This is a genomic window from Methanomassiliicoccales archaeon, assembly GCA_013415695.1.
Taxonomy (GTDB): domain Archaea; phylum Thermoplasmatota; class Thermoplasmata; order Methanomassiliicoccales; family JAAEEP01; genus JAAEEP01.
The window spans coordinates 89359-109001 of record JAAEEP010000006.1 but is presented as its reverse complement, the minus strand read 5'-3'; the positions used below and the strand labels follow the sequence as shown (position 1 = coordinate 109001).

21 protein-coding genes and 1 tRNA gene are annotated in these 19643 nt (G+C 51.9%); 13 read left to right on the top strand and 9 right to left on the bottom strand.

The genetic code is table 11. The features are described 5' to 3' along the window. A partial coding sequence (locus GKC03_04650; GenBank protein ID NYT11826.1) for a GTP cyclohydrolase I FolE2 occupies positions 1-125 on the bottom strand: 125 nt, incomplete at its 3' end. Positions 126-251: 126 nt separating this feature from the next. Between GKC03_04650 and GKC03_04645 the strand changes: the two genes are divergently transcribed. From GKC03_04645 to GKC03_04610, 8 genes are all read left to right on the top strand, one after another. Beyond that, a complete protein-coding gene (locus GKC03_04645; GenBank protein NYT11825.1) occupies positions 252-920 on the top strand; it encodes a ribonuclease HII in 669 nt (222 codons plus the stop codon). A gap of 2 nt (positions 921-922) precedes the next feature. Beyond that, positions 923-1255 carry an SCP2 sterol-binding domain-containing protein gene (locus GKC03_04640; protein ID NYT11824.1) on the top strand — a complete coding sequence of 111 codons (333 nt, stop codon included), beginning with the start codon at positions 923-925 and terminating at the stop codon, positions 1253-1255. 40 nt (positions 1256-1295) lie between these two features. Then, a tRNA-Met gene (locus tag GKC03_04635) sits at positions 1296-1370 on the top strand. 75 nt (positions 1371-1445) lie between these two features. Further along, positions 1446-1790: a DUF1622 domain-containing protein gene (locus GKC03_04630; GenBank protein NYT11823.1), complete on the top strand. Its 345-nt coding sequence runs from the start codon at positions 1446-1448 to the stop codon at positions 1788-1790. 86 nt (positions 1791-1876) lie between these two features. Next, the gene (glpK, locus tag GKC03_04625; protein ID NYT11822.1) at positions 1877-3382 is read left to right on the top strand and encodes a glycerol kinase GlpK; all 1506 of its coding nucleotides are present in this window, start codon (positions 1877-1879) and stop codon (positions 3380-3382) included. A gap of 9 nt (positions 3383-3391) precedes the next feature. Then, the gene (gene glpA / locus GKC03_04620; GenBank protein ID NYT11821.1) at positions 3392-4966 is read left to right on the top strand and encodes an anaerobic glycerol-3-phosphate dehydrogenase subunit A; all 1575 of its coding nucleotides are present in this window, start codon (positions 3392-3394) and stop codon (positions 4964-4966) included. After that, the gene (locus tag GKC03_04615) at positions 4953-6209 is read left to right on the top strand and encodes an FAD-binding protein (GenBank protein ID NYT11820.1); all 1257 of its coding nucleotides are present in this window, start codon (positions 4953-4955) and stop codon (positions 6207-6209) included. Before glpA ends, GKC03_04615 begins: the two co-directional genes overlap by 14 nt. Then, the gene (locus GKC03_04610; GenBank protein NYT11819.1) at positions 6206-7234 is read left to right on the top strand and encodes a 4Fe-4S dicluster domain-containing protein; all 1029 of its coding nucleotides are present in this window, start codon (positions 6206-6208) and stop codon (positions 7232-7234) included. The genes GKC03_04615 and GKC03_04610 overlap by 4 nt, the downstream gene beginning before the upstream one ends. Before the next feature lie 6 nt (positions 7235-7240). On the opposite strand, the gene GKC03_04605 is transcribed toward GKC03_04610, so the two are convergent. Together GKC03_04605 and GKC03_04600 are read right to left on the bottom strand one after the other, a co-directional pair. Continuing rightward, a complete protein-coding gene (locus GKC03_04605) occupies positions 7241-7921 on the bottom strand; it encodes a hypothetical protein (GenBank protein ID NYT11818.1) in 681 nt (226 codons plus the stop codon). 10 nt (positions 7922-7931) lie between these two features. Beyond that, the gene (locus tag GKC03_04600) at positions 7932-9389 is read right to left on the bottom strand and encodes an AAA family ATPase (protein ID NYT11817.1); all 1458 of its coding nucleotides are present in this window, start codon (positions 9387-9389) and stop codon (positions 7932-7934) included. 204 nt (positions 9390-9593) lie between these two features. On the opposite strand from GKC03_04600, the gene GKC03_04595 reads away from it, so the two are divergent. After that, on the top strand, positions 9594-10781 hold the full coding sequence (locus tag GKC03_04595; protein NYT11816.1) for an NTP transferase domain-containing protein: 1188 nt from the start codon (positions 9594-9596) through the stop codon (positions 10779-10781). Further along, a complete protein-coding gene (gene glmS / locus GKC03_04590) occupies positions 10781-12571 on the top strand; it encodes a glutamine--fructose-6-phosphate transaminase (isomerizing) (GenBank protein ID NYT11815.1) in 1791 nt (596 codons plus the stop codon). The genes GKC03_04595 and glmS overlap by 1 nt, the downstream gene beginning before the upstream one ends. On the opposite strand, the gene cas4 is transcribed toward glmS, so the two are convergent. Beyond that, a complete protein-coding gene (gene cas4, locus GKC03_04585; protein ID NYT11814.1) occupies positions 12572-13552 on the bottom strand; it encodes a CRISPR-associated protein Cas4 in 981 nt (326 codons plus the stop codon). It abuts the gene before it with no gap. Positions 13553-13580: 28 nt separating this feature from the next. Beyond that, complete coding sequence (locus tag GKC03_04580) at positions 13581-14342, bottom strand: hypothetical protein (GenBank protein NYT11813.1); 762 nt, start codon at positions 14340-14342, stop codon at positions 13581-13583. A 302-nt stretch (positions 14343-14644) separates the two neighbouring features. On the opposite strand from GKC03_04580, the gene GKC03_04575 reads away from it, so the two are divergent. After that, complete coding sequence (locus tag GKC03_04575) at positions 14645-15304, top strand: zinc ribbon domain-containing protein (protein ID NYT11812.1); 660 nt, start codon at positions 14645-14647, stop codon at positions 15302-15304. 88 nt (positions 15305-15392) lie between these two features. On the opposite strand, the gene GKC03_04570 is transcribed toward GKC03_04575, so the two are convergent. Beyond that, positions 15393-15959 (bottom strand): hypothetical protein, encoded by a 567-nt coding sequence (locus GKC03_04570; protein ID NYT11811.1) that lies wholly within the window; start codon positions 15957-15959, stop codon positions 15393-15395. A gap of 50 nt (positions 15960-16009) precedes the next feature. Then, positions 16010-16261, bottom strand: coding sequence for a DUF504 domain-containing protein (locus tag GKC03_04565; GenBank protein NYT11810.1), 252 nt, complete (start codon positions 16259-16261; stop codon positions 16010-16012). Positions 16262-16331: 70 nt separating this feature from the next. On the opposite strand from GKC03_04565, the gene ade reads away from it, so the two are divergent. Together ade and GKC03_04555 are read left to right on the top strand one after the other, a co-directional pair. After that, a complete protein-coding gene (gene ade / locus GKC03_04560; protein ID NYT11809.1) occupies positions 16332-17966 on the top strand; it encodes an adenine deaminase in 1635 nt (544 codons plus the stop codon). 132 nt (positions 17967-18098) lie between these two features. Next, on the top strand, positions 18099-18761 hold the full coding sequence (locus tag GKC03_04555) for a phosphoribosyltransferase (GenBank protein NYT11808.1): 663 nt from the start codon (positions 18099-18101) through the stop codon (positions 18759-18761). A 197-nt stretch (positions 18762-18958) separates the two neighbouring features. Here the strand turns inward: GKC03_04555 and GKC03_04550 are convergent, their stop codons facing one another. Together GKC03_04550 and GKC03_04545 are read right to left on the bottom strand one after the other, a co-directional pair. Continuing rightward, a complete protein-coding gene (locus GKC03_04550; protein ID NYT11807.1) occupies positions 18959-19114 on the bottom strand; it encodes a DNA-directed RNA polymerase in 156 nt (51 codons plus the stop codon). A gap of 231 nt (positions 19115-19345) precedes the next feature. Beyond that, the gene (locus GKC03_04545) at positions 19346-19588 is read right to left on the bottom strand and encodes a hypothetical protein (GenBank protein ID NYT11806.1); all 243 of its coding nucleotides are present in this window, start codon (positions 19586-19588) and stop codon (positions 19346-19348) included. Positions 19589-19643 lie beyond the last annotated feature (55 nt).

Below are 19643 nucleotides of genomic sequence, written 5' to 3'. Positions count from 1 at the left end.
CTTACCGTGACCGGTTTCTTCACTCCTGTAACGCCGACCTTGGTCAGCTTGTAACCATTGTTTAGGTATCTGTTTTGGACGTCCGAGGTGGGAATGCTCTCACCGGAACCGGCATTGGAACGCATGACTTAAAGATTAGCCGTCGAACAGGGAAAATGGTAGGATTTTCTAATTGGCTTGAATTGAATTCTTCGAGCCAAAAATCTAATACGGGGTAAGATGGATAATCCAGGCCATCTGAAAGGGTTGCAATGAGTGATCTTAGGTTGTCTAGGAAGTGCGGAGTTGACGAGGCGGGAAGGGGTCCGGTGCTTGGACCGCTGGTTGTGGCCGCCGTGATGGTGGAGGACGATACTCCCCTAATCGAAATGGGGGTCAGGGATTCCAAGAAGCTTACCCGGGCCAGGAGGATCGACCTTCACTCAGCGATCCATCAGGTGGCGGATATCGAGGTTGTGATCATCACCCACGATGATATCGACAAGCAGCGGGCTAGTGATTCTCTGAATAGCATCGAGGCCCGCGCATTCGCGACCGCCCTCTCAAGGTTCAGGGGGAGCACGATCTTCGCCGATGCGGCAGATGTTGATCCCCACAGGTTCAAAAGGATGGTCTGCAGCCATCTGGACTTCGATGTCCAGATGATCTGCGAACATAAAGCCGACGAGCAATATCCAGTGGTATCGGCGGCCTCGATCGTGGCTAAAGAGACCCGTGACAGCATTATGGATCGAATCAGCGAGGAGCTCGATCAACCTGTTGGGAGCGGATATGCCAGTGATCCAGTCACCATAGCATTCCTAGAAAACTGGATAAGTGAGAAGGGAGATTTACCCCCCTACGCCAGGAGGTCCTGGGACACATCCAGAAGGCTCCTGAACCTCTCGCGGACGCACAGGCTTACCGACTGGACGGACTAATCATGGTAGTAAAGGAATCTATTCAGCAGATGATCGACAAGTTCCACTCAAAGGTCGAGAAGGACGAGAAGATGAGGGAGGAACTGTCTGGAATCGTCAAGAAGGTGAACATCGACCTTGGGAGTGAGAAATACTCCTTCATACTGGATAATGGGAGGGTCCATTCATTCCAAGATGGATTGCTGGATGATGCGGATATCAAGTTGATATCCGACCCAGAGACCATGGAGGGGGTCATTTCCCGAAAGATAAAACCCATGAAGGCGCTTGCACTCCGGAAGCTTAGGGTGAAGGGTGATATCGAGGACCTAATGCGTTTCAAAAAGTTCTTCTGACCCAAAACCTTATCTAGGTCGATTTTATAGAGAATCGCACAGCGGGGTGGGGTAGCCAGGAAATCCCGTCGGGCTCATAACCCGGAGATCGGTCGTTCAAATCGACCCCCCGCTACTTCTACTAAATTTTCTCTGACCCATTTACAATCTCTGAAATATATTAATATGTCAACATACACTTGTTTTACCAATGGATTCTCTGCTCTTCGAACTGATGACCATTCTCTCGGACATCCTTGCGGTGGCGGGGGTTCTTCTAATATTCTATGCTGGAATCATGGCGTTCATCCTTTTCTTGCTGAAGGAGTCGACGAGAAGGACCAAACACAGTGACCGAACGATAAGGCATGATTTCACTCATAGGATGATCCTCGGGCTTGACTTCCTCATCGGGGCAGACATAATCCTTACGGTGGTCAAGGGTAGCCTCGAAGAGGTCAGCATACTGGCAGTGGTAGTGGCCATTAGGATAGCTCTTACCCTTTCATTGATCAAAGAGGCTAGTGAGATAGAGAAATTCGAGCAAACGAATTGAGCAGAAAGCGATCTCAAATCCAATACTTATCGAGCCCGGGAAATTGGAAATACTGATACCTTCATACATTCGAAAGGGAGGGTATTATGGCCGATTATGTAGGTGCCATAGACCAGGGGACAACCGGGACCAGGTTCGTGGTCTTCAATAAGGAGGGTGAGATGATATCCTCCGCCTACGAGGAGCACACCCAGATTTTCCCAAGGCCGGGATGGGTCGAACATAATCCGGTGGAGATCTGGCAGAAGACCCGAAAGGTAATGAGGGAAGCCCTTGATGCCAGGCGACTTGAAGCCTCACAGCTCTCCGCCCTGGGGGTAACGAACCAGAGGGAGACCACTGTAATCTGGGATAGGAAAACCGGCAATCCAATATACAACGCAATAGTCTGGCAGTGCAGGCGAACCGCCGATATATGTGAGTCTCTAGTAGCCGATGGCCACTCAGAGGTCTTCTCTGAGAAAACGGGATTGATACTGGATCCCTACTTCTCTGGTACCAAGATCAAATGGATCTTGCAGAATGTTCCCGGGGCGATGAAGAGGGCGATCAACGGCGAGCTGATGTTCGGTAACATGGACACATGGTTGATATGGAATTTGACCGGTCAGCATGTGACGGACCCATCGAATGCCTCCAGAACCCTGCTTTTTGACATATCTGTCTGCGAGTGGGATCAGGAGCTTCTGGAGGTATTGGGCATTCCCGAGGCCATACTTCCTGAAGTGAGGCCGTCAAGCGACCCTGAGACCTACGGAAATGTGCTGGAGGAAGTGGAAGGGTTCTCTATGCCGGTTTGCGGTGATCTCGGCGACCAGCAAGCTGCTCTCTTCGGGCAGACCTGCTTCGAGCCAGGTGAGGCCAAGAACACCTACGGGACGGGCAGCTTCATGCTTGAGAACACCGGGACGGAGAGAGTCAGCTCCTCCAAGGGTCTTCTTACGACTGTGGCTTACAAGATCGGTGACCAGAGGGTATGCTACGCCCTTGAGGGTTCGATCTTCATCACCGGAGCGGCGGTCCAGTGGCTGAGGGACGGCCTGCGGATCATCGTCAACGCAGCCGAGACCGAGAAGATGGCCAGCTGTGTTCAGGATTCGGGAGGAGTTTACTTCGTCCCAGCGTTCGTCGGATTGGGAGCGCCCTACTGGGATCCCTATGCCCGGGGAACCATAGTGGGAATTACACGCGGAACACAAAGGGAGCATATCGTCCGAGCTACCTTGGAATCCATTTGTTTCCAGACCAGGGACGTGGCCGAAACCATGCAGGCCGATTCTGGTATCGAGCTAAGATCACTCCGCGTTGATGGAGGGGCCACAAAGAACAACTTCCTCTGCCAGCTTCAGTCTGATATACTTGGTGTACAAGTATTGCGCCCGACGATCCAGGAGACCACGGCTCTCGGAGCGGCCTATGCCGCCGGGCTCGCGTCTGGATTCTGGGAGGATCTGGACGAGCTCAAGGACAATTGGATAATAGACCGCACTTTCGAGCCCTCCATGAAATTCGGAAAAAGGGAGTTTCTGTACGAGAATTGGAAGAGGGCCGTCAAGCGTGCTGGGGACTGGGTTCCCAAGGAAGAGCGTTGAGGTGTTTCATTGCGGTGTGAGGCACTGGTGATCGGTGGCGGCGCCACAGGCGCGGGAATTGCCCGTGACCTTTCCATGAGAGGAGTAGAGGTCATATTGCTAGAGAGAGGGGACTTCTCAGCCGGCGCCACGGGTCGAAGTCACGGCATGCTCCACAGCGGCGCTCGTTATGCGGTAAAGGACCCCGATTCCGCAAGGGAGTGTGCCATTGAGAATGAGGTACTGAAACGGATCGCTCCTTTCTGCATTGAGGATACCGGGGGAATTTTCCTGGGTATCGACGACTCCTATGCGAGCTACTTGGACACCTTCATGAAGGGCTGTTCGAACACTGGTGTGAAGGCTGAGGAGATCACTGTCAGGGAGGCTATGGAGAGAGAGCCCCTGATCTCTCCCAGCACCCGGGTGGCCGTATCTGTTCTGGACGCATACATTGACCCGTTCTTCCTCACACAAGCGAATGTGGCGGAGGCGCGGGCCATGGGCGCAGAGGTTCGCAACCACTGTGAGGTGGCGGGTATGGATCTCTGGGAGGATACCGTGATGGAGGTCCGGATCAGGGACAGAAGGTCAACCTCGTTAAACGTGATAAAACCCGAGATGGTGGTCAACGCCACTGGAGCCTGGAGCTCCCGCATCGCATCCATGGCCGGCCTGGAGATACCGATCCGGGTGGACAAGGGATCCCTGGTCATAATGGACGGCAGGAAGGTGAACGGGTTGGTCAACAGGCTCCGTCTTCCCTCCGATGGTGACATCATCGTCCCAAGTCACTCCAGCAGTATCGTCGGTACAACCTGTGATGAGGTGCCAAGTCCTGATGATTGTGTGGCCACCATCGATGAGGTCAAGCTCCTGATCCATCAGGCGGCCGAGATGGTACCATCAATTGGAGAGGCCAGGGCGGTCAGGGCATACGCAGGCATCAGGCCTCTTCCTGCCGAAGCGGATGAGGGAAGGGACATCAGCCGCACCTTCAAGCTCATCGATCACTCCCAGGACGGGGTGGTCAACATGGTGAGCATCATCGGTGGGAAACTGACCACGTACCGACTGATGGCAGAGAAGGCATCCGACCTGGTGATAGAAAAACTGGGGAACAGGGGAAAGTGCCGGACCGCATCTCAAGAAATCGGAGGAGAGTGCTCCGATCACGAATTCGATCTCATCTCGGATCTCCAGGCGGGAAGGATGGCCGCCAAGTATGGAGCCGCATGCAGGGACATAGCCGTTATGTGCTCCCGCACCCTGAGGGGCAGGGAGCTGCTTTGCTCCTGCGAGCAGGTACTGAGGGGGGAAGCCGAATATTTCGCCCAGACGGAGGATGTGTTGAACATAGCAGATCTTCTAAGAAGGACCAGGGCCGGCATGGGATACTGCCAGTCCGGCATGTGTGTGACCAGGTCCCTTTCCGTCCTGGAGGAATCGGGGGGTGATCCTTTGCCTCTAGTCCAGGACTTCTTGGAAGAAAGGTGGAAGGGTATTCAACCAGTTCTTTTCGACACACAGTTGAGGCAAGAACTTCTCAAGGTTCAACTCTTCAAATCATTGTCATTGGAATGGAAAGGGGGTGAGGGCCATTAGACCCGCTCCTCCGATGGACTTCGACTGTCTGGTGGTGGGCCATGGAGCTGCGGGATTGCTCTGTGCCTCCCGCTTGGCATCCCGGGGTATCAGGGTAGCGGTGGTAGGAACTGGAGAGACGTCGACATCCCTTTCCACCGGTTGCATCAGCATGGTGGAGAAGATCGAAGGCGATCTCATAGATCCCAATGTTCTCTCCTCCCAGTTCCCGTATTCACTTGCAGGCGATGATCGTGATGAGGTGATTATGGTCCTGGAGGACCTGTACTCTTTCCTCATACCGGACCTGGAGATGCAGGGATTGCCCATGAGGGGAAACCCACTTTCCATACGGAGAATGCTCACCAGCTTGGGAACACCTTACCAATGCTCAATTCCTCAGATGTACAGCCTAAGAGGAAGATTGGAGCACATCTTGGAGAAAGGAGCTTCGTTACTTGGCATAATGGGACATCGCGATTCGGATTCAGATCTAGCCTCAAGGATGATCAAATCCACGCTGGACATGGAGATACGTCCCTTCTGGACGAAACCCTCTTCCCTTGAGGGACGGACTGACCTCACCGCAAGTGAAGTGTCGAGGTTGGCCAAGCGAAGCGATCTGACGAATGAGTTGGCAGAGGCCATATCCGAGATAGAGGGTGAACTCGTGGGTATCCCGCCAGTGTTCGATCTTTCGGGCTACCAAGAGGGGATGAGCTTTCTAGAGAGAAGCTCTGGAAAGGAGGTCTTCGAGCTGGTCACACCCCTGTCCATCCCGGGAAGAAGGTTGCAGTCAGCCATGGAATCCATGGCAAGGGCGAAGGGATGCACCATGCTGCTCGGCTGGAGAGCGGTCGATGTGGAAATCTTCAATGGCGAGGTCACTGGAGTTGTCCTGGGTTCCCGGTCCCGGGAAGTGAGGGTAGACCTTTCCTCCATAGTACTCGCCACCGGTGATTCGGTGGGAGGAGGTCTCACCTTGAAGGGTCAATCTGTGCTCGAGCCCATAATGGGCGCTTCCTGCACATTCATGGGGGAAGATCTCAGGACGCTTCACGCTGAGGACCTAGTTGGACTTTCGAATGCTGGTATCGAAGTCGATTCCGTGCTCCGCCCCAGATGTTCTGGTGAGATAATAGCAAATGCCGCCGCAGCTGGATCGATAATATCCGGATTCTCTTATCCCTCTGGAGGGGGAATGGGAGCGGCAATGCTCACCTCATGGCTCGCTGCCCAGACCATCATGGAGGTTGTGGGATGACAACTGACCGGTGCATAAAATGTGGGGGATGTGAGCAGTCCTGCCCCGTTGTCTGCATCGAAGGGATCCAGTCGTTCTCGGGTCCCCGAACCTTGGCCGTGGACGGTCCCAGGTTCTCTGCGGAGATTGACCACTTAAGAGATCATATCATGAAATGCACTACCTGCTGGAAGTGCGAGGAGGTCTGCCCCTCCCGGATCGACCTACCTCAGGCAATACTTGAGATCCGCAAGTTGATGTTCGATCCTTTGAAGATGCTACCGGGACACCGAAGGATAGTTGAGAACGTGGACCGATTCCGAATGTCCATCGAGCCCGAGGGAGAGGCTCCCCCCGCTCCTGCCGGTGAAAAGGGGGAAGTGATGTACTTCCCGGGTTGCATAAGCAGGGAGAGGATCCCCTCCATATACAGAGGTACTGTGAGTACCCTGGAGAAGGTTGGGGCGGACTTCGGTGTGCCCAAAGGATGGGTCTGCTGCGGTGCCCCTCTGGAGAAGTTGGGAGACCGGGATAGAATGGACTCTCTGGTGGAGGATAACCTGCGAACATTCGATGGGTTCGAGACCATAATCACTTCCTGTCCCGGTTGCACAACCCAACTGTTCAACCATTATGGTGTTGAACCACTTCACACAATCGAGTACCTTTATGAATCAGTTGGATTGAATAGACTGAGTTTCAGGCATGCAGGTGATATCAAGGTGGCGTTTCACCAGCCGTGCCACCTTTCCCGTACGATAGGGCGTCATTCAATGGATTATGCCCTCGCCCTCCTTCAGGAGGTTCCTGGTCTGGAGGTCTTAGAACTCGAGAATGCCGATATGTGCTGCGGAGGTGGAGGTGGAGTCGTTGCAGGTTATCCAGACGTGGCCCTAGATCTGGCAAAAGAGAAGATGTCTAGTTTCTCGGATTCAGGAGCCGACCTTCTCCTGGCTCCATGTCCCTTCTGCGTCCTCAACCTTGAGAGGGTCGGGAATTCCAGCGTGAAAGAATTCGTCACATTCCTGGAAGCCCTTCTGGAATGAATGAATCTATATCCATTCGAGCAAGGGCTTTGTGTTCATTTGCTGGACCTGCTTGATCTCATAGGGAATCCATTGGGTGGATGTCGCGAATCCTCTCATGTTCCTTATCCTCATTCTCTTCTTGAGATCGTCGTCGAACTTCAGTTCAATCACTCCATCGGCTATGGCCATTAGGTGGTTCACGGTGGCACCATCGTGCACCCCGTCGTGAAGCGTGAAAATGACCGAACCGAACTCCGACCTAATCTTCGAGCTAGAGATTTGGAAGAACTTGAGCACCACGTTTGATTGGTTGTAGAGGAACAACGTCGAGAGTGATTGGAGAAAGATCTTGATCGGGGTACCAACCTGGTTTGCAATGGAATCGATGTTGAACATGATCCCCTCAAGATCTACAACATACCTCACGGAATCATTGTGATGGCCGTCGTTCTCGAAGGTGCCTAGCAGGGAGGTATGGTAATCAATGAGGAACAGTTTCTTGCCGAGGTTCTCTTTCACGTTCATCCCGAACTTCTCCATGAGATAGAGCAGGTTGTCAGCATGCATATCGGCGCTGACAAAAACAACGGTCTGGCCCTCCTCGATGTAACTCTTTGCCAAGCTAACATTGAATTCCAGCGAACCAATACCAGGGCTCCCCAGCATGAGGATCGAGCACCAATCGGGGAATTTAGCCTTGATCACTTGAAATCCCTCAGACGATCTGCGTCAGCGAAACGCAGGCTCCCTTGTCCCTATCATCGTAAGTGATTGCATTGCACCCGGTGAATGGTTCCTCGCCATAGATGAGAATGGTCCCACCAATTCTGTCGATCTTGATGTGCAGGTTGGCAAGGTCGGCAAGCCTCTCTGTCGACCGGGCCGACGGTGAGGTTATGCCCACGAATATGCCCTGGTTGGCCTTGATCGATGCCAGGTGTCCCATTATCTGGTCCATCAAGCCGCTGCCGTATATGGACTCCATGGTATCAAAGCCAATCAAGGACAGGATAGGCATGTCCGCTCCCTGAAGGCTGTACTCTATGGTCTTCCAGTTGAGATCGGCGGACGCGTCGGATCCTTCGACAGCCATGATGTGTTTGGCCTCGTACATCCCAAACTGATTGGCCGAGACGGGAATGCGTACTAGGCGGTCGAAGTTCTCTTCGTCTATTGCCTTCACGATCTGGGCCTTAGCGGCATCCGCACTGACCTTCCGGATGGGCACCCATAGAACTCCCCTGCCCATCGATACGAAGTTGGATACCAGGGAAGCTTCAAGGATCCTGGTGAAGGATGTGGATATTCCCTCGCCGAGCTCGATGAGTATGATGGATCCCCTCTCAAGACCTCCTTCAAAAAGTCGATCGAGGTCCACGATGCCACTTGAGACCCTCCCATCAGAATCCTGAATGGGTGACCATCGCTTGGGTGTGATCGCCGTGCTCGAGCCGTTTTGTCCAAAGCTCATGATCTTGCCACCCTTCAGTGTATAGAGATACTTCGGCTGGAAGATCTCGCATCCTCGCAATTTCAGGATTTCTATCTCCCTGATCCTCCTCCGCTGGTATTCATTCACTGTCAGTTTGACGACTCCATCTCCTAGATAGTCAAGCTGGGAATCGGCGTTCTCAAGAACGAAGAGTGTGTTAGCGCCGTTTTTCTCTACGATGTCCTTCTGCATTGTATTCATGAGCTTGGCGCAGGACATTTCGTACTTCTCGGCCATAGCATCGATGCTGTCGATGACTACCAGCGATCTCTTGGGAAGGTTGACCTCAACTGCTTCATAGATCGCTTCAATGTCCCTCAGCTCTCTGCCAATGGAGATGGACATCTCTCCGGTGGTTATGCCCACCGGGTTCTCCCCGTAGCCTTTAAGTTCGTTCAGTCCCGACCTGTTTGGCCACTCCTTATCATTGTCTTCCGCACCGATGCCTTCCTTGCTCATTCTTTTCTTCAACCAGGGGAACTGGGTGAAGAGGGAGGCATCGGACACCCTGGTGGAGACATAGTAGCTTCTCTCTAGATCCGATAGGTCCTCCATGGTCTGGAGAGCGAAGGTGGTCTTCCCCGTACCGGCGTTGCCTCTAAGGATCAAAGAGTGACCCCCTGGGTTCATGAAGAAGCTATAGATTTCCTGAGGGATTCTCAGCGAAGGTCTGGGTTCCATTCCACCACCCCATTAGATGGTCGCCTATCACGACCAGTCGAAAAATATTGAAGGTGTCCAATAAAGCTTTGTGGGTAATTCTCGGCACTGATATCATTGAGGACATCTTTTAAGGAAGAGAACCAATAACTGGAAGTTCAGGGTGGATTTGCAGGCAAAGATTTAATATCGTCCGCTTGAATAGAAATCGCTGGAGGAGAGGCTTTGAAGGCAGTTGTGCTGGCAGCTGGTGAGGGAACAAGACTTCGTCCGTTCACGGTCTCCCGCCCCAAGGTCATGATACCCGTGGGAAAGAGGCCGATTCTTGAGTATGTAGTGAGGGCACTTGTTGAGAATGACATCACAGACATCGTGATCGTCGTTGGCTACAAGAAGGAGCGGATCATGTCCCACTTCGAGGACGGACATCGTTTTGGGGCTCGGATACAGTATGCCTTTCAGGAAAGACAGCTGGGAACCGCCCACGCGCTGCTGGCCGCAGCGGATTACATAGACGATGAATTCCTGCTCGTTGCAGGAGACAACATCATCGATGGCCGTACCGTCCGGGATCTCGTCCTGGGCAGCGCACCAGCGATGCTCGTGACCAAGAGCGATATTCCGTCCAAGTATGGGGTCATCCAGGTCACTAAGGGGAATGTGGTCTCCATCGTGGAGAAACCGGAGGAGGACATAGGGAACGTCATCAATACCGGAATGTACCGTTTCAATCCCGACATGATGGATGACATGGGTAACCTTGCCTCAGACGGTGGATTGGGAATCACCAATGTGTTGCAGAGGATGCTCCCCAAGCTGCAGCTTAGGGCTATCTCAAGCACTGGACGGTGGATCGACGCCGTCTACCCGTGGGACCTGATCGGTCTCAATGCCGTTGCTCTCGGATCTGGAGGACAATCAATTGCGGGTAACGTCGAATCGGGGGTAACCCTCAAGGGTGCCGTGGAGATCGGCGAAGGGACCAGGGTGCGCTCTGGAACTTACATACAGGGACCGGTGTTCATAGGTGAAGGATGTGATATCGGCCCCAATGTCACCATATTCCCGTCAACAAGGATTGGTGATGGATCTCAGATCGAGCCCTTCACCTTCATTTCACAGAGCGTCATAATGGACAATGTAATTCTGAACTCTCATGTCCACGTTTCACACTCAGTGATCGACGACGGCGTAAGGTTGGGGCCCGGATGCTCTGCCCCAAGTGGCCAGGCGTTCACCAAGGTTGAGAACGAAATGTTCAAGTTGGATGAGATCGGGGCTCTGGTAGGCGAGAACACCGCCGTTGGCTCTGGAACGGTCCTCTATCCCGGCTGCATCATCGGAGCCGGCTGCCGGATATCCCCCCAAACGCGGATCAGGGACAATTTGGAGAACAGGAGTGTCGTTTACTGATGTGTGGGATCATAGGATACTCGGGTCAACGTAGAGCGGCGGATGTTATCATCGACGGCCTCAAACGCCTCGAGTACCGGGGTTATGATTCTGCGGGTGTCGCGGTCAACGGCGATGCGATATTCATCCACAAGGACCAGGGTGAGATCAGTAACCTTGAGAGCTCGCTCCCCCGCATGGAGGGAACTGTTGGCATCGGACACACCAGGTGGGCCACCTGCGGCCGACCTTCTCAGAGGAATGCCCATCCATTCGCTGATTGTTCTGGCCGCATCGCTCTGGTCCACAACGGCATCATCGAGAACAGCTCCCACCTGAGGAGGCAGCTGGAGTCTGAGGGTCATCTATTTACCTCCGATACCGACACTGAAGTTCTCGTACATCTGCTTGAGAAGCACTTCAAAGGAGACCTCCACGATGCTCTGAGATCGACCATGGATGATGTTATGGGTACCTATGCCATTGCGGCAATGGTCGAAGGCTCTGAGGAGATTGTCGTGGCTAGAAAGGAGAATCCCCTGGTCATTGGTCTAGGGGTCGGTGAGAATTTCATCGCCTCCGACGTGACAGCCCTACTCGATTACACTTCTATGGTCATCTACCTTCTGGACGGAGACACCGCCAAGGTAACTTCAGAGAGCGTGAAGGTATACGACTCCGATAACAACCCCGTGGATAGGGAGGTCCACCGTATCGATTGGACAGTAGAGGACGCCCAGAAGGGAGGCTTCGAGCATTTCATGCTCAAGGAGATCTTCGAGCAGCCAACTGCTGTACACAATACCCTGATTGGTGCCAGCGAAAGCATTGAGAATGGCACGATACTGAGGGACGTTGAGTTCGATACCGTCAAGATCATCGCATGCGGCACCTCATATCACGCCGGTATGATCGGTAAGTACCTCATAGAGGAGATGGCCAAGATGCCTGTAACAGTGGACCTGGCCTCCGAGTATCGATACTCGAGTTGTGTGAGCCAGAACCCGTTGACCGTGGTCATCTCCCAGAGCGGGGAGACCGCCGATACACTTGCCGCCCTCCGGGAAGCCCAGCAGAGAGGTTGTCCAACCCTCGCCATAACCAATGTAGTTGGAAGCACGATCACCAGGGAGGCGGATGAGGTCTTCTACACAAGAGCGGGACCTGAAATAGGGGTAGCGGCTACAAAGACATTCACCACCCAAGTGGTCGCCATGATGCTGTTGGCGATGCGCATTGGAATAAAGAAGGGAAACCTGACCCCATCTACCCTACGGGCAAGAATGGGTGAGGTGAGGTCACTTCCGGTCTACATTCGCGCGATGCTGGATAAGGCGGATGATATCGAAGATGCAGCCAGCATGTTGGTCGGTGCTAGGGACGTATTCTTCATTGGTAGGCACATAAACTATCCAACGGTCCTGGAGGGTGCTCTCAAGCTCAAGGAGATATCCTACTTGCATGCCGAAGGCTACGCCGCTGGTGAGCTCAAGCATGGGCCTCTGGCTCTCATAGATTCTAGTACACCCATCATCGCAGCCTGCGTTAAGGACCATACCTACGATAAGATGATGCACAACATCTCCGAGGTCATCGCCAGGGATGGCCCAGTGATCGCTGTGGGATTTGAGGGCGATGATGAGTTGGAAGCGATAGCAGACAGGATGATCAGCATACCTAAGGTGAGCGCATATCTCACACCCATACTAATCTCAGTGGCGCTTCAACTGCTAGCGTATCATACGGCAAGGAAGAAGGGTTGCACCATCGACAAGCCCAGGAATCTCGCGAAGAGCGTGACCGTAGAATAATCAAACCAGCTTCTCCGGACAGATGAACCTACGGGAGCAGTTTTGGCACTTGCCCTCTCGATTGTGGTTCCTGTGCACCTCACCGGATTCCATGAGGTTTCTCATCTCTCTCAGTTTGGAGAGAAGTAGAGTCTCAAGCTCATCACCGTAATCGATCTCGTGTTCGATGTGTTCGTAGCGGAGTATCCCGTAGGGTACCCTCTTACCGTTCTCCTCACTCATGAGTAGGCAGTAGGTTGCCACCTGCAGTATGTGAGAGAACAGCGGACCCATAGGTATTCGTCCGGTCTTGACCTCCACCGGGATCTCCTCGCCATCGATTTTCAGAATGTAATCTGGCCTTCCCGATAGCCCGTACTTCTCTGATTTCAGAAGACGTGAGTTGTCCTCACCCACATAATGGATCTCCCCTTCGACATTGATCTCATCCCTCCTGGTTCTTGCCTTTCGGGAGGCTCGGATATGGAAATAAAGGGCTACGCAGGCCGCTATCAGCCATAGAAGAGCGATTATCTCATAGGCGGTGGCCGCTTCTGGATCAACTCCCAGAACAGTGATGGAGTTGATGGCAACCAAGGTGGCAATAATGGCGAAGACCACTATCATGTTGCGGTAGAACGAGACGTCGCTTGACTCTTCCAATCGGTTAGCGCGGACCAACATGAATATGGCCGCTACAATCCACACGATGGAGACTATTCCTAGGAAAGTGCTCAGGCTCGCGGCCTGCTCTATGGGCATGAGAGAGAGGCCTATGACCGCCAGTGCTGTAGCGATGACGGAGAAGGAGATGACCAGCAGTTCCCACCGGTTGGCCGCGTGTTCCTGTTGTCGGATTGCGGTCAGCTCCTCCGAGATCTTCTCGTGCTTGCGCTCTCCCTCTCTTAGAGCTTCAGAGGTGACTTCACTGGTCCTGTTCAGCCACCAGCTCAGGGGGCAATAGCCGTATCGCTCAAGGTCACTGGCCGAGATGTACTCCATTCGGTGGGTATTGTGGAATACTCACTACTTATGACTTTGTACAGAATTTCCATTTGAGTATTCTATCATCAGTGATGATGATGTCCTCAGGACCCTGAAAGTCGTCCAGGAAGCCGAACCAGTAGACGACCAATCCCCTTCCGAAAAGGGAGACATATGGTGCCAGCTGCCTCTTGATGTTCTTTTTTATCTCGATATTGTCCCCGAATGTGGCTTTAGACTCGATCCAGTGGATCTCCCAGCCATTGAGTTCCATGGGCTTGTCAAACAGGCAGTCGGGTGTCTTGGGGAACTCTCCCCTGAGATCCTTCTCAGTTCGGTAGTTGATATCCTGTTCATCCAGCCATTCTTGGAGAAGGTCTTCCCCCCAAACGCCCCTCTGATACTGCTTCTCCGAAGCCCATGGAGAATAAACGAAATCAGCATTGGTGATCTGGATTATCTCCTTCCTCAGGCGTACGTTGTCAATTTTCTCGGGGTCCCTTACATACTTCCAGAATTCTTTCTTAGAATGCCCCATCTCCTGAAAGATGAAGAGGCCGGTCAGAATAGGCGAGAAACGCCACTTCTTGGCAATATTCAGCAAACTCTGCCCACCCTTCCATTCCTTGATGAGTCGGTGTCCCTGGTTCTTCACCCTGTAGAAAATCTTGGTGGTCTCCCTCACCGTGCGCTGGGTATATAGAACATCAAGCAACTCCTCATCGAGACCTAATTTCTCCGATAGATCATAAATATCCTTTGGCCTTCTCAAATTGTCGTAGATAGCTCTGTAATCGTTATACTTCATCCTTTCACTCTTTGCTCACTGATAGTCCGTTTGTAGTCTTAACGATTATATATATTTAATGGAAAAGCGTCCATGTTCCAAGAATATCTGGCCGTAGAAAATCCTGTGCGCTTTCCAGTATTCGGGGTTGGGCTCTCGAGAGTCTCGGCAACTGTCTCATCTTTCCACTTAAGACCGCTTTCAAGATCCTTTCCAGTAGTGATTTTGAAAGAGTCGGAGATATGATTAAATACCTTGGAGGGTTTTTTCCCATGGGGATGCTCTAACGCTTATCCAAATAAGATTGGAGTGAAGTGAGTAGTATGGCAGATTTTCCATTCCTAGCAAACAACACTGGACCACCATGGCTTCCAGCCAGTGTAGCTGAAGCAAGGAAGTTCGCTTTTTGGGGCCAGTTGATCTATTTAGTATTCTTCTTCATATGGTTGGTCTTTGGAGTCATCATGCTGTTCTTTAGTTCATGGTCTTTTGGTGCATATCTCCTGACTTCGGCAGCTGTCAACATAATTATCGTTTTCTTGTTGAATACAACGGTCTTCGAGTCCATTGACCAGGGGAGGTTCAACGAAGCGAGTGACAGGCTACTGATATGGGGAATACTGGGTATCATCTTCGGCATTATTCCAGGAATATTCATGATCATCGCCTTTCTGAGGATACAAGATGTTTTTCAGCCTCAGTACCAACCCTATCCGCCCCAGCAGCCCGGTCAGTACCAACAGCCTCCACAGTACCAGCAGCCATCTCAAACACAGCCACAGCAGTACCAGCAGCCACCAGCGCCGGCAAGACCCCAACAGGAACCGCCAAGGGCGCAGGTGCCGCAACAGCCTCAACCAGCCACACCTCAGCAGACCCAGCAAGCGCAGAAACCCAAGCATGAGATGGTCAAGTGCAAGAAGTGCGGTGTCCAGTATCCGGCCTTCATGAGGACCTGTCCGAACTGCGGAGAACCAAGGTGATTCGACAGATGGGAGTATAACTTCCCGAAAACCCTCTTTTTCTTCTTCCAATCTGATTGAGAATGAAGGCGCTTGTTCCAAATTCTATTTACTGCTTCTTGCGACGGTTATCACCCGATCGATCCTGGAACATATCTCTCTCCTCTTTGTCGTTCCTTCCCAGGAAGACGAATAGGACTATGATGATAATGACAATGGTCAGGATTGCCGTGATCGTTATTGGGAGTATGATATCGAAGAGATCGTCCAAGGGAAAGTAATCCTCGAATTGAAATGAGACCTGCACATCACCTTCCGGGGTAGTGCCGACCCTTTCCGAGTTGTCTATGACGAGATAGTAGTCTCCTGGAAAGAGCATGAAGTCCTTCTCCACTATGACTGCACCGATTTCTGATACGGACTCATAATCAAAGGGTTGTTCACTTTGGTATGTCTCGAAGTTCTCAGGTGTGAGGAAGAGCAGATCGACCATCTGTCCGGTGTCGGATATTACCCTCAAGCGGAGAAGCGTGGCCCCCTCGACCTCGAATGATCTTGCATGATAGTTGCCCTCTTCAATAATGATCGTCTCGTCGAAATCGAAAGCCTGGGCCTGAACAGGGACGATGATGATCGCGATAACGACCAACAATCCGATGGTCCAGAGACTCCTCACGCTCTCACCATTCTAACATCATTGGAGCACTTAGAAAAAGGTTCTTGTCATCAGGGCGAGAACTCCCAGATCTTGTCCGTTTCTCCCTTCTCACCCAGGAGCCTTATCTTTCGTATCCTGTGGTAGGGTATCTTTGATTCCTCCGTTCCGAAGAACGACCTCCCAAGTTCCACGATCTCGCTTCCTGAAATGACCTGAACATCACCAGGTGCACCTCTGTGCTCGTAGGTTATCTCAGCCTTGTCGAGTGACCTCGTAGGATGCCACCTCAGCTCGTTGAGCACCTCTCTCGGGAACACCATACATTACACATAGTTGCTCGTTATGAAAGATTTTTCTTGGATAACGGACAATATGAAATGGGGAATAGGGATGATTGAGGGAAATTTCGTAGACGTGGTGAGCGGGGACATAGTCCCTGCAAGATTGAATCTCTATGAGAACCACCTCGTTCGGATCACTCAGAGGCCCGTTTCCAAGAATCATTACATCATTCCTGGAATGATAGATGCTCACATCCATATCGAATCAACGAAGCTTTGCCCGTCGCGGTTCGCGGAAATGGCCGTACCCCACGGGGTGACATCGGTCATCGCGGATCCGCATGAGATAGCCAACGTCATGGGTATGGAGGGTATCAACTACATGCTAGCCGACGGTGCTAGCGTACCAATGCGCTTCTTCTTCACCGCGCCCTCCTGTGTACCCGCTACACCATGGGAGACCTCCGGTGCAGTAATTGACTGGAGAGACATCCGGCAGATGCTGGAGGACCCGCAGTTCGTGGCTCTGGGTGAGGTCATGAACTATCCGGGGGTGATCAATGAGGACTTCGATGTCATGGGAAAGATAGAGGTGGCTAGGCAGCTGGCCAAACCCATAGACGGTCACTGCCCTGAGCTGACGGGCGCCCCCCTTGACAAGTACATTTTTGCAGGAATATCAACCGATCATGAGTCCACGAAGCTGGACGAGGCAATAGAGAAGCATGAGAAGGGATTGACCATCATGGTCAGGGAAGGGAGCGCCTCCAGGAACATGAAGGACCTCATGCCATTCGCTCGTGAACATGAGTGTTTCCTGGTAACGGACGATATGGAGGCCGACGAGCTGATCAGGGGATACATGGACAAGCGCTTGAAAATGGCTGTGGAATACGGCATGGATCCCATTCACGCGATACGCGCCGTTACTCTCTGGCCCGCGAAACACTATGAACTCCCAATAGGCACGGTGGAAATAGGGCGTCCTCTGGACTTCGTCATCGTGAAGGATCTGGAATCATTCGAGGTCAAGGAGGTCTACATCGACGGCAGATTGGTCGCCAAGGACGGCCAGCCTCTCTTCGAGGTCAAACCCAAGGAGGTTCATCCGGCAATACTGCATCAGGACAGATCTCCTCAGGACTTCCTTATTCCTTTCAATAAAGATAGAGTCAAGGTGCGAGTAATCAAGGTCCTGGAGAGGCAGATCGAGAGCCTGGCATCAGAAGCGGAATTGTTCACGATCAATGGACAACTGCGTCCAGATCCGGTTAGGGACATCGCGATAATCGCGGTAGCGAACAGATATCACAATGCGCCGCTAGCCCTAGGTTTCGTTCAGGGATTCGGTTTGAAAAGAGGGGCTATAGCCTCTACAATTGCCCACGATTCGCACAACATCGTGGCAGTAGGTGTCGATCCCACTTCTCTCGCTCGTGCCGTGAACGGTGTCTCCAAGATCGGCGGCTACATGGCCACAGATGGCATGAGGGACGCCTCATTGGAGCTGGATGTTGCAGGGCTCATGAGCACTTCATATTCACAGGACGTGGTCGATCAGGACGCAGCGGTATTCGATCTGGTGCGGGACATGGGCTGCGGCCTCCCATCGCCTTTCATGACGCTCTCATTCCAGTGTCTGCTGGTGCTCCCAGAGCTCAAGATCAGTGACAAGGGGCTGTTCGACAGCAGACACTTGCAGTTCGTTGATCCGGTCATTGGTCAAGAGAAAACCGCAGGATAATCATTCCTCCTCCATTCAAAATCAGTTACCAACATCCAGCATTATATGGAAATCTTTTTGACCTTCCTATTCGGTGCTCCTTTTCAACCAGTATACCGGCATATTTTCGGTGTTTGGGATGAGGTTGTTCCAATGGATGAGATAGAGGGCTTCAAGTGCAGGATACTGACATGGGGCGAGATTGCATCATGGACCGAGGCCGTAGCCAACGATATAGAGGATGATGGTTACACCCCTACGGTAGTCGTTGGTCTCACCCGTGGTGGATGGATCCCTGCTAGATTGATCTGTGACCATCTGAAGGTCAAGAAGCTCTACGCGGTCAAGACCGAGCACTGGGGGATAACCGCGAACAACGATGGTAAGGCTCTTCTTACCCAAGAACTGAACACAAACATCAGCGGGGAGAAGGTGCTCATCGTGGACGATATCACGGACACCGGAGAGAGCCTTTCGCTTGCTGCAAAGCATATTGCAGAACTCGACCCCTCGGAGATCAGATCGGCGACCTTGCTCCACATCGCACACTCACAGATCGAACCCGATTACTACGAAGTAGAGGTTCCTGAGGATGATTGGACATGGTTCATATTCCCCTGGAACTTCCACGAGGATCTGAGAACACTATTACCCAAGATTCTCTATGAACCTAAGACCGTACTTGGCATAAGACAGGGGTTCAAGGATCAGTTCCAGATCGATGTGTCTGAGGAGATGATCCGCAGGACCCTTAGAATACTAAGGGCTTCGGAAAAGGTCCAGAAGAAGGGGGCCAAGTGGATCAAGTGTGATTGAGGCTCCATCATGACATTTCATATTGAAGAGAGAAAGCACCGAATCGATATTGAATCTTCTATTGGAAATTCTATGAGATAATCCTAAGTCATGGCTTTCTTGATCATGATTTAATAGCCATTGGAGACTTTATCCACAATTAATAAGAACAAAATAAAATTATGAAAAGGAAAAAATTACTAGGAACTGAGAATAACTCAGTACCTGCTGCTTCGAGCCGGGCGGTGCTTCTGGTAGCAATCGCGGCAATAAACTGGCCTGCCCTCTGTCGGCTTAAATGGGACTTCGCATTCTTGGTTGCAGTCCCCACAGATGGCCTTGTGCATCTCCCTGGGTGCCCTGTCGTATGACATCTTATTTCACCTCCTTCACTTTCACCTAAATACTGATAATTCTTCTAGATTACCCGACTACCTGATGAAGGAGCTAGGACACCAGTGAAAAATCCTATCTAGTTAACTCAGTCAGCAGATACTAGTATTAGAACCTTTGGGAGGGAAGCAAAACTGAGAGTTTGAATATCATCACACCCGATATTTCAGGTGATATACCTGATCTGGACTCTGAGGCAGTTCAAGATCATTTCAATACATGAAGGTGATTATACGGCAATCTCTGCATCTCAATGCCCTCATTCTTATCAATCCAAGTGGATAGATGCCTGAGACGGCCTCCCCTCCTACACCCACTATGGACCATATGCTGCTGATATCATCTCTCCATTTGATACCACTTATGAGGCTCTCGGTTTCGATGTATCCAATATCCATCATCTTCCCGCATTTGGGACATTTCATGATGGAATTTTCTGGCCCCCCACCTTCCATCGATACCATATCGCAATGTGACTAGAAGTTTCTTATCAAAAGATAATCAACGATC

Excerpts from the sequence above, each read along its gene's own strand:
- GKC03_04610 (NYT11819.1), top strand. The coding sequence starts at position 6,206 with ATGACAACTGACCGGTGCATAAAATGTGGGGGATGTGAGCAGTCCTGC.
- glpK (NYT11822.1), top strand. The coding sequence starts at position 1,877 with ATGGCCGATTATGTAGGTGCCATAGACCAGGGGACAACCGGGACCAGG.
- GKC03_04575 (NYT11812.1), top strand. The coding sequence starts at position 14,645 with ATGGCAGATTTTCCATTCCTAGCAAACAACACTGGACCACCATGGCTT.
- GKC03_04630 (NYT11823.1), top strand. The coding sequence starts at position 1,446 with ATGGATTCTCTGCTCTTCGAACTGATGACCATTCTCTCGGACATCCTT.
- GKC03_04580 (NYT11813.1), bottom strand. The coding sequence starts at position 14,342 with ATGAAGTATAACGATTACAGAGCTATCTACGACAATTTGAGAAGGCCA.
- GKC03_04600 (NYT11817.1), bottom strand. The coding sequence starts at position 9,389 with ATGGAACCCAGACCTTCGCTGAGAATCCCTCAGGAAATCTATAGCTTC.
- GKC03_04545 (NYT11806.1), bottom strand. The coding sequence starts at position 19,588 with ATGGAAGGTGGGGGGCCAGAAAATTCCATCATGAAATGTCCCAAATGC.
- GKC03_04640 (NYT11824.1), top strand. The coding sequence starts at position 923 with ATGGTAGTAAAGGAATCTATTCAGCAGATGATCGACAAGTTCCACTCA.
- glmS (NYT11815.1), top strand. The coding sequence starts at position 10,781 with ATGTGTGGGATCATAGGATACTCGGGTCAACGTAGAGCGGCGGATGTT.
- GKC03_04550 (NYT11807.1), bottom strand. The coding sequence starts at position 19,114 with ATGTCATACGACAGGGCACCCAGGGAGATGCACAAGGCCATCTGTGGG.
- GKC03_04645 (NYT11825.1), top strand. The coding sequence starts at position 252 with ATGAGTGATCTTAGGTTGTCTAGGAAGTGCGGAGTTGACGAGGCGGGA.
- GKC03_04555 (NYT11808.1), top strand. The coding sequence starts at position 18,099 with ATGGATGAGATAGAGGGCTTCAAGTGCAGGATACTGACATGGGGCGAG.
- ade (NYT11809.1), top strand. The coding sequence starts at position 16,332 with ATGATTGAGGGAAATTTCGTAGACGTGGTGAGCGGGGACATAGTCCCT.
- cas4 (NYT11814.1), bottom strand. The coding sequence starts at position 13,552 with ATGGAGTACATCTCGGCCAGTGACCTTGAGCGATACGGCTATTGCCCC.
- GKC03_04565 (NYT11810.1), bottom strand. The coding sequence starts at position 16,261 with ATGGTGTTCCCGAGAGAGGTGCTCAACGAGCTGAGGTGGCATCCTACG.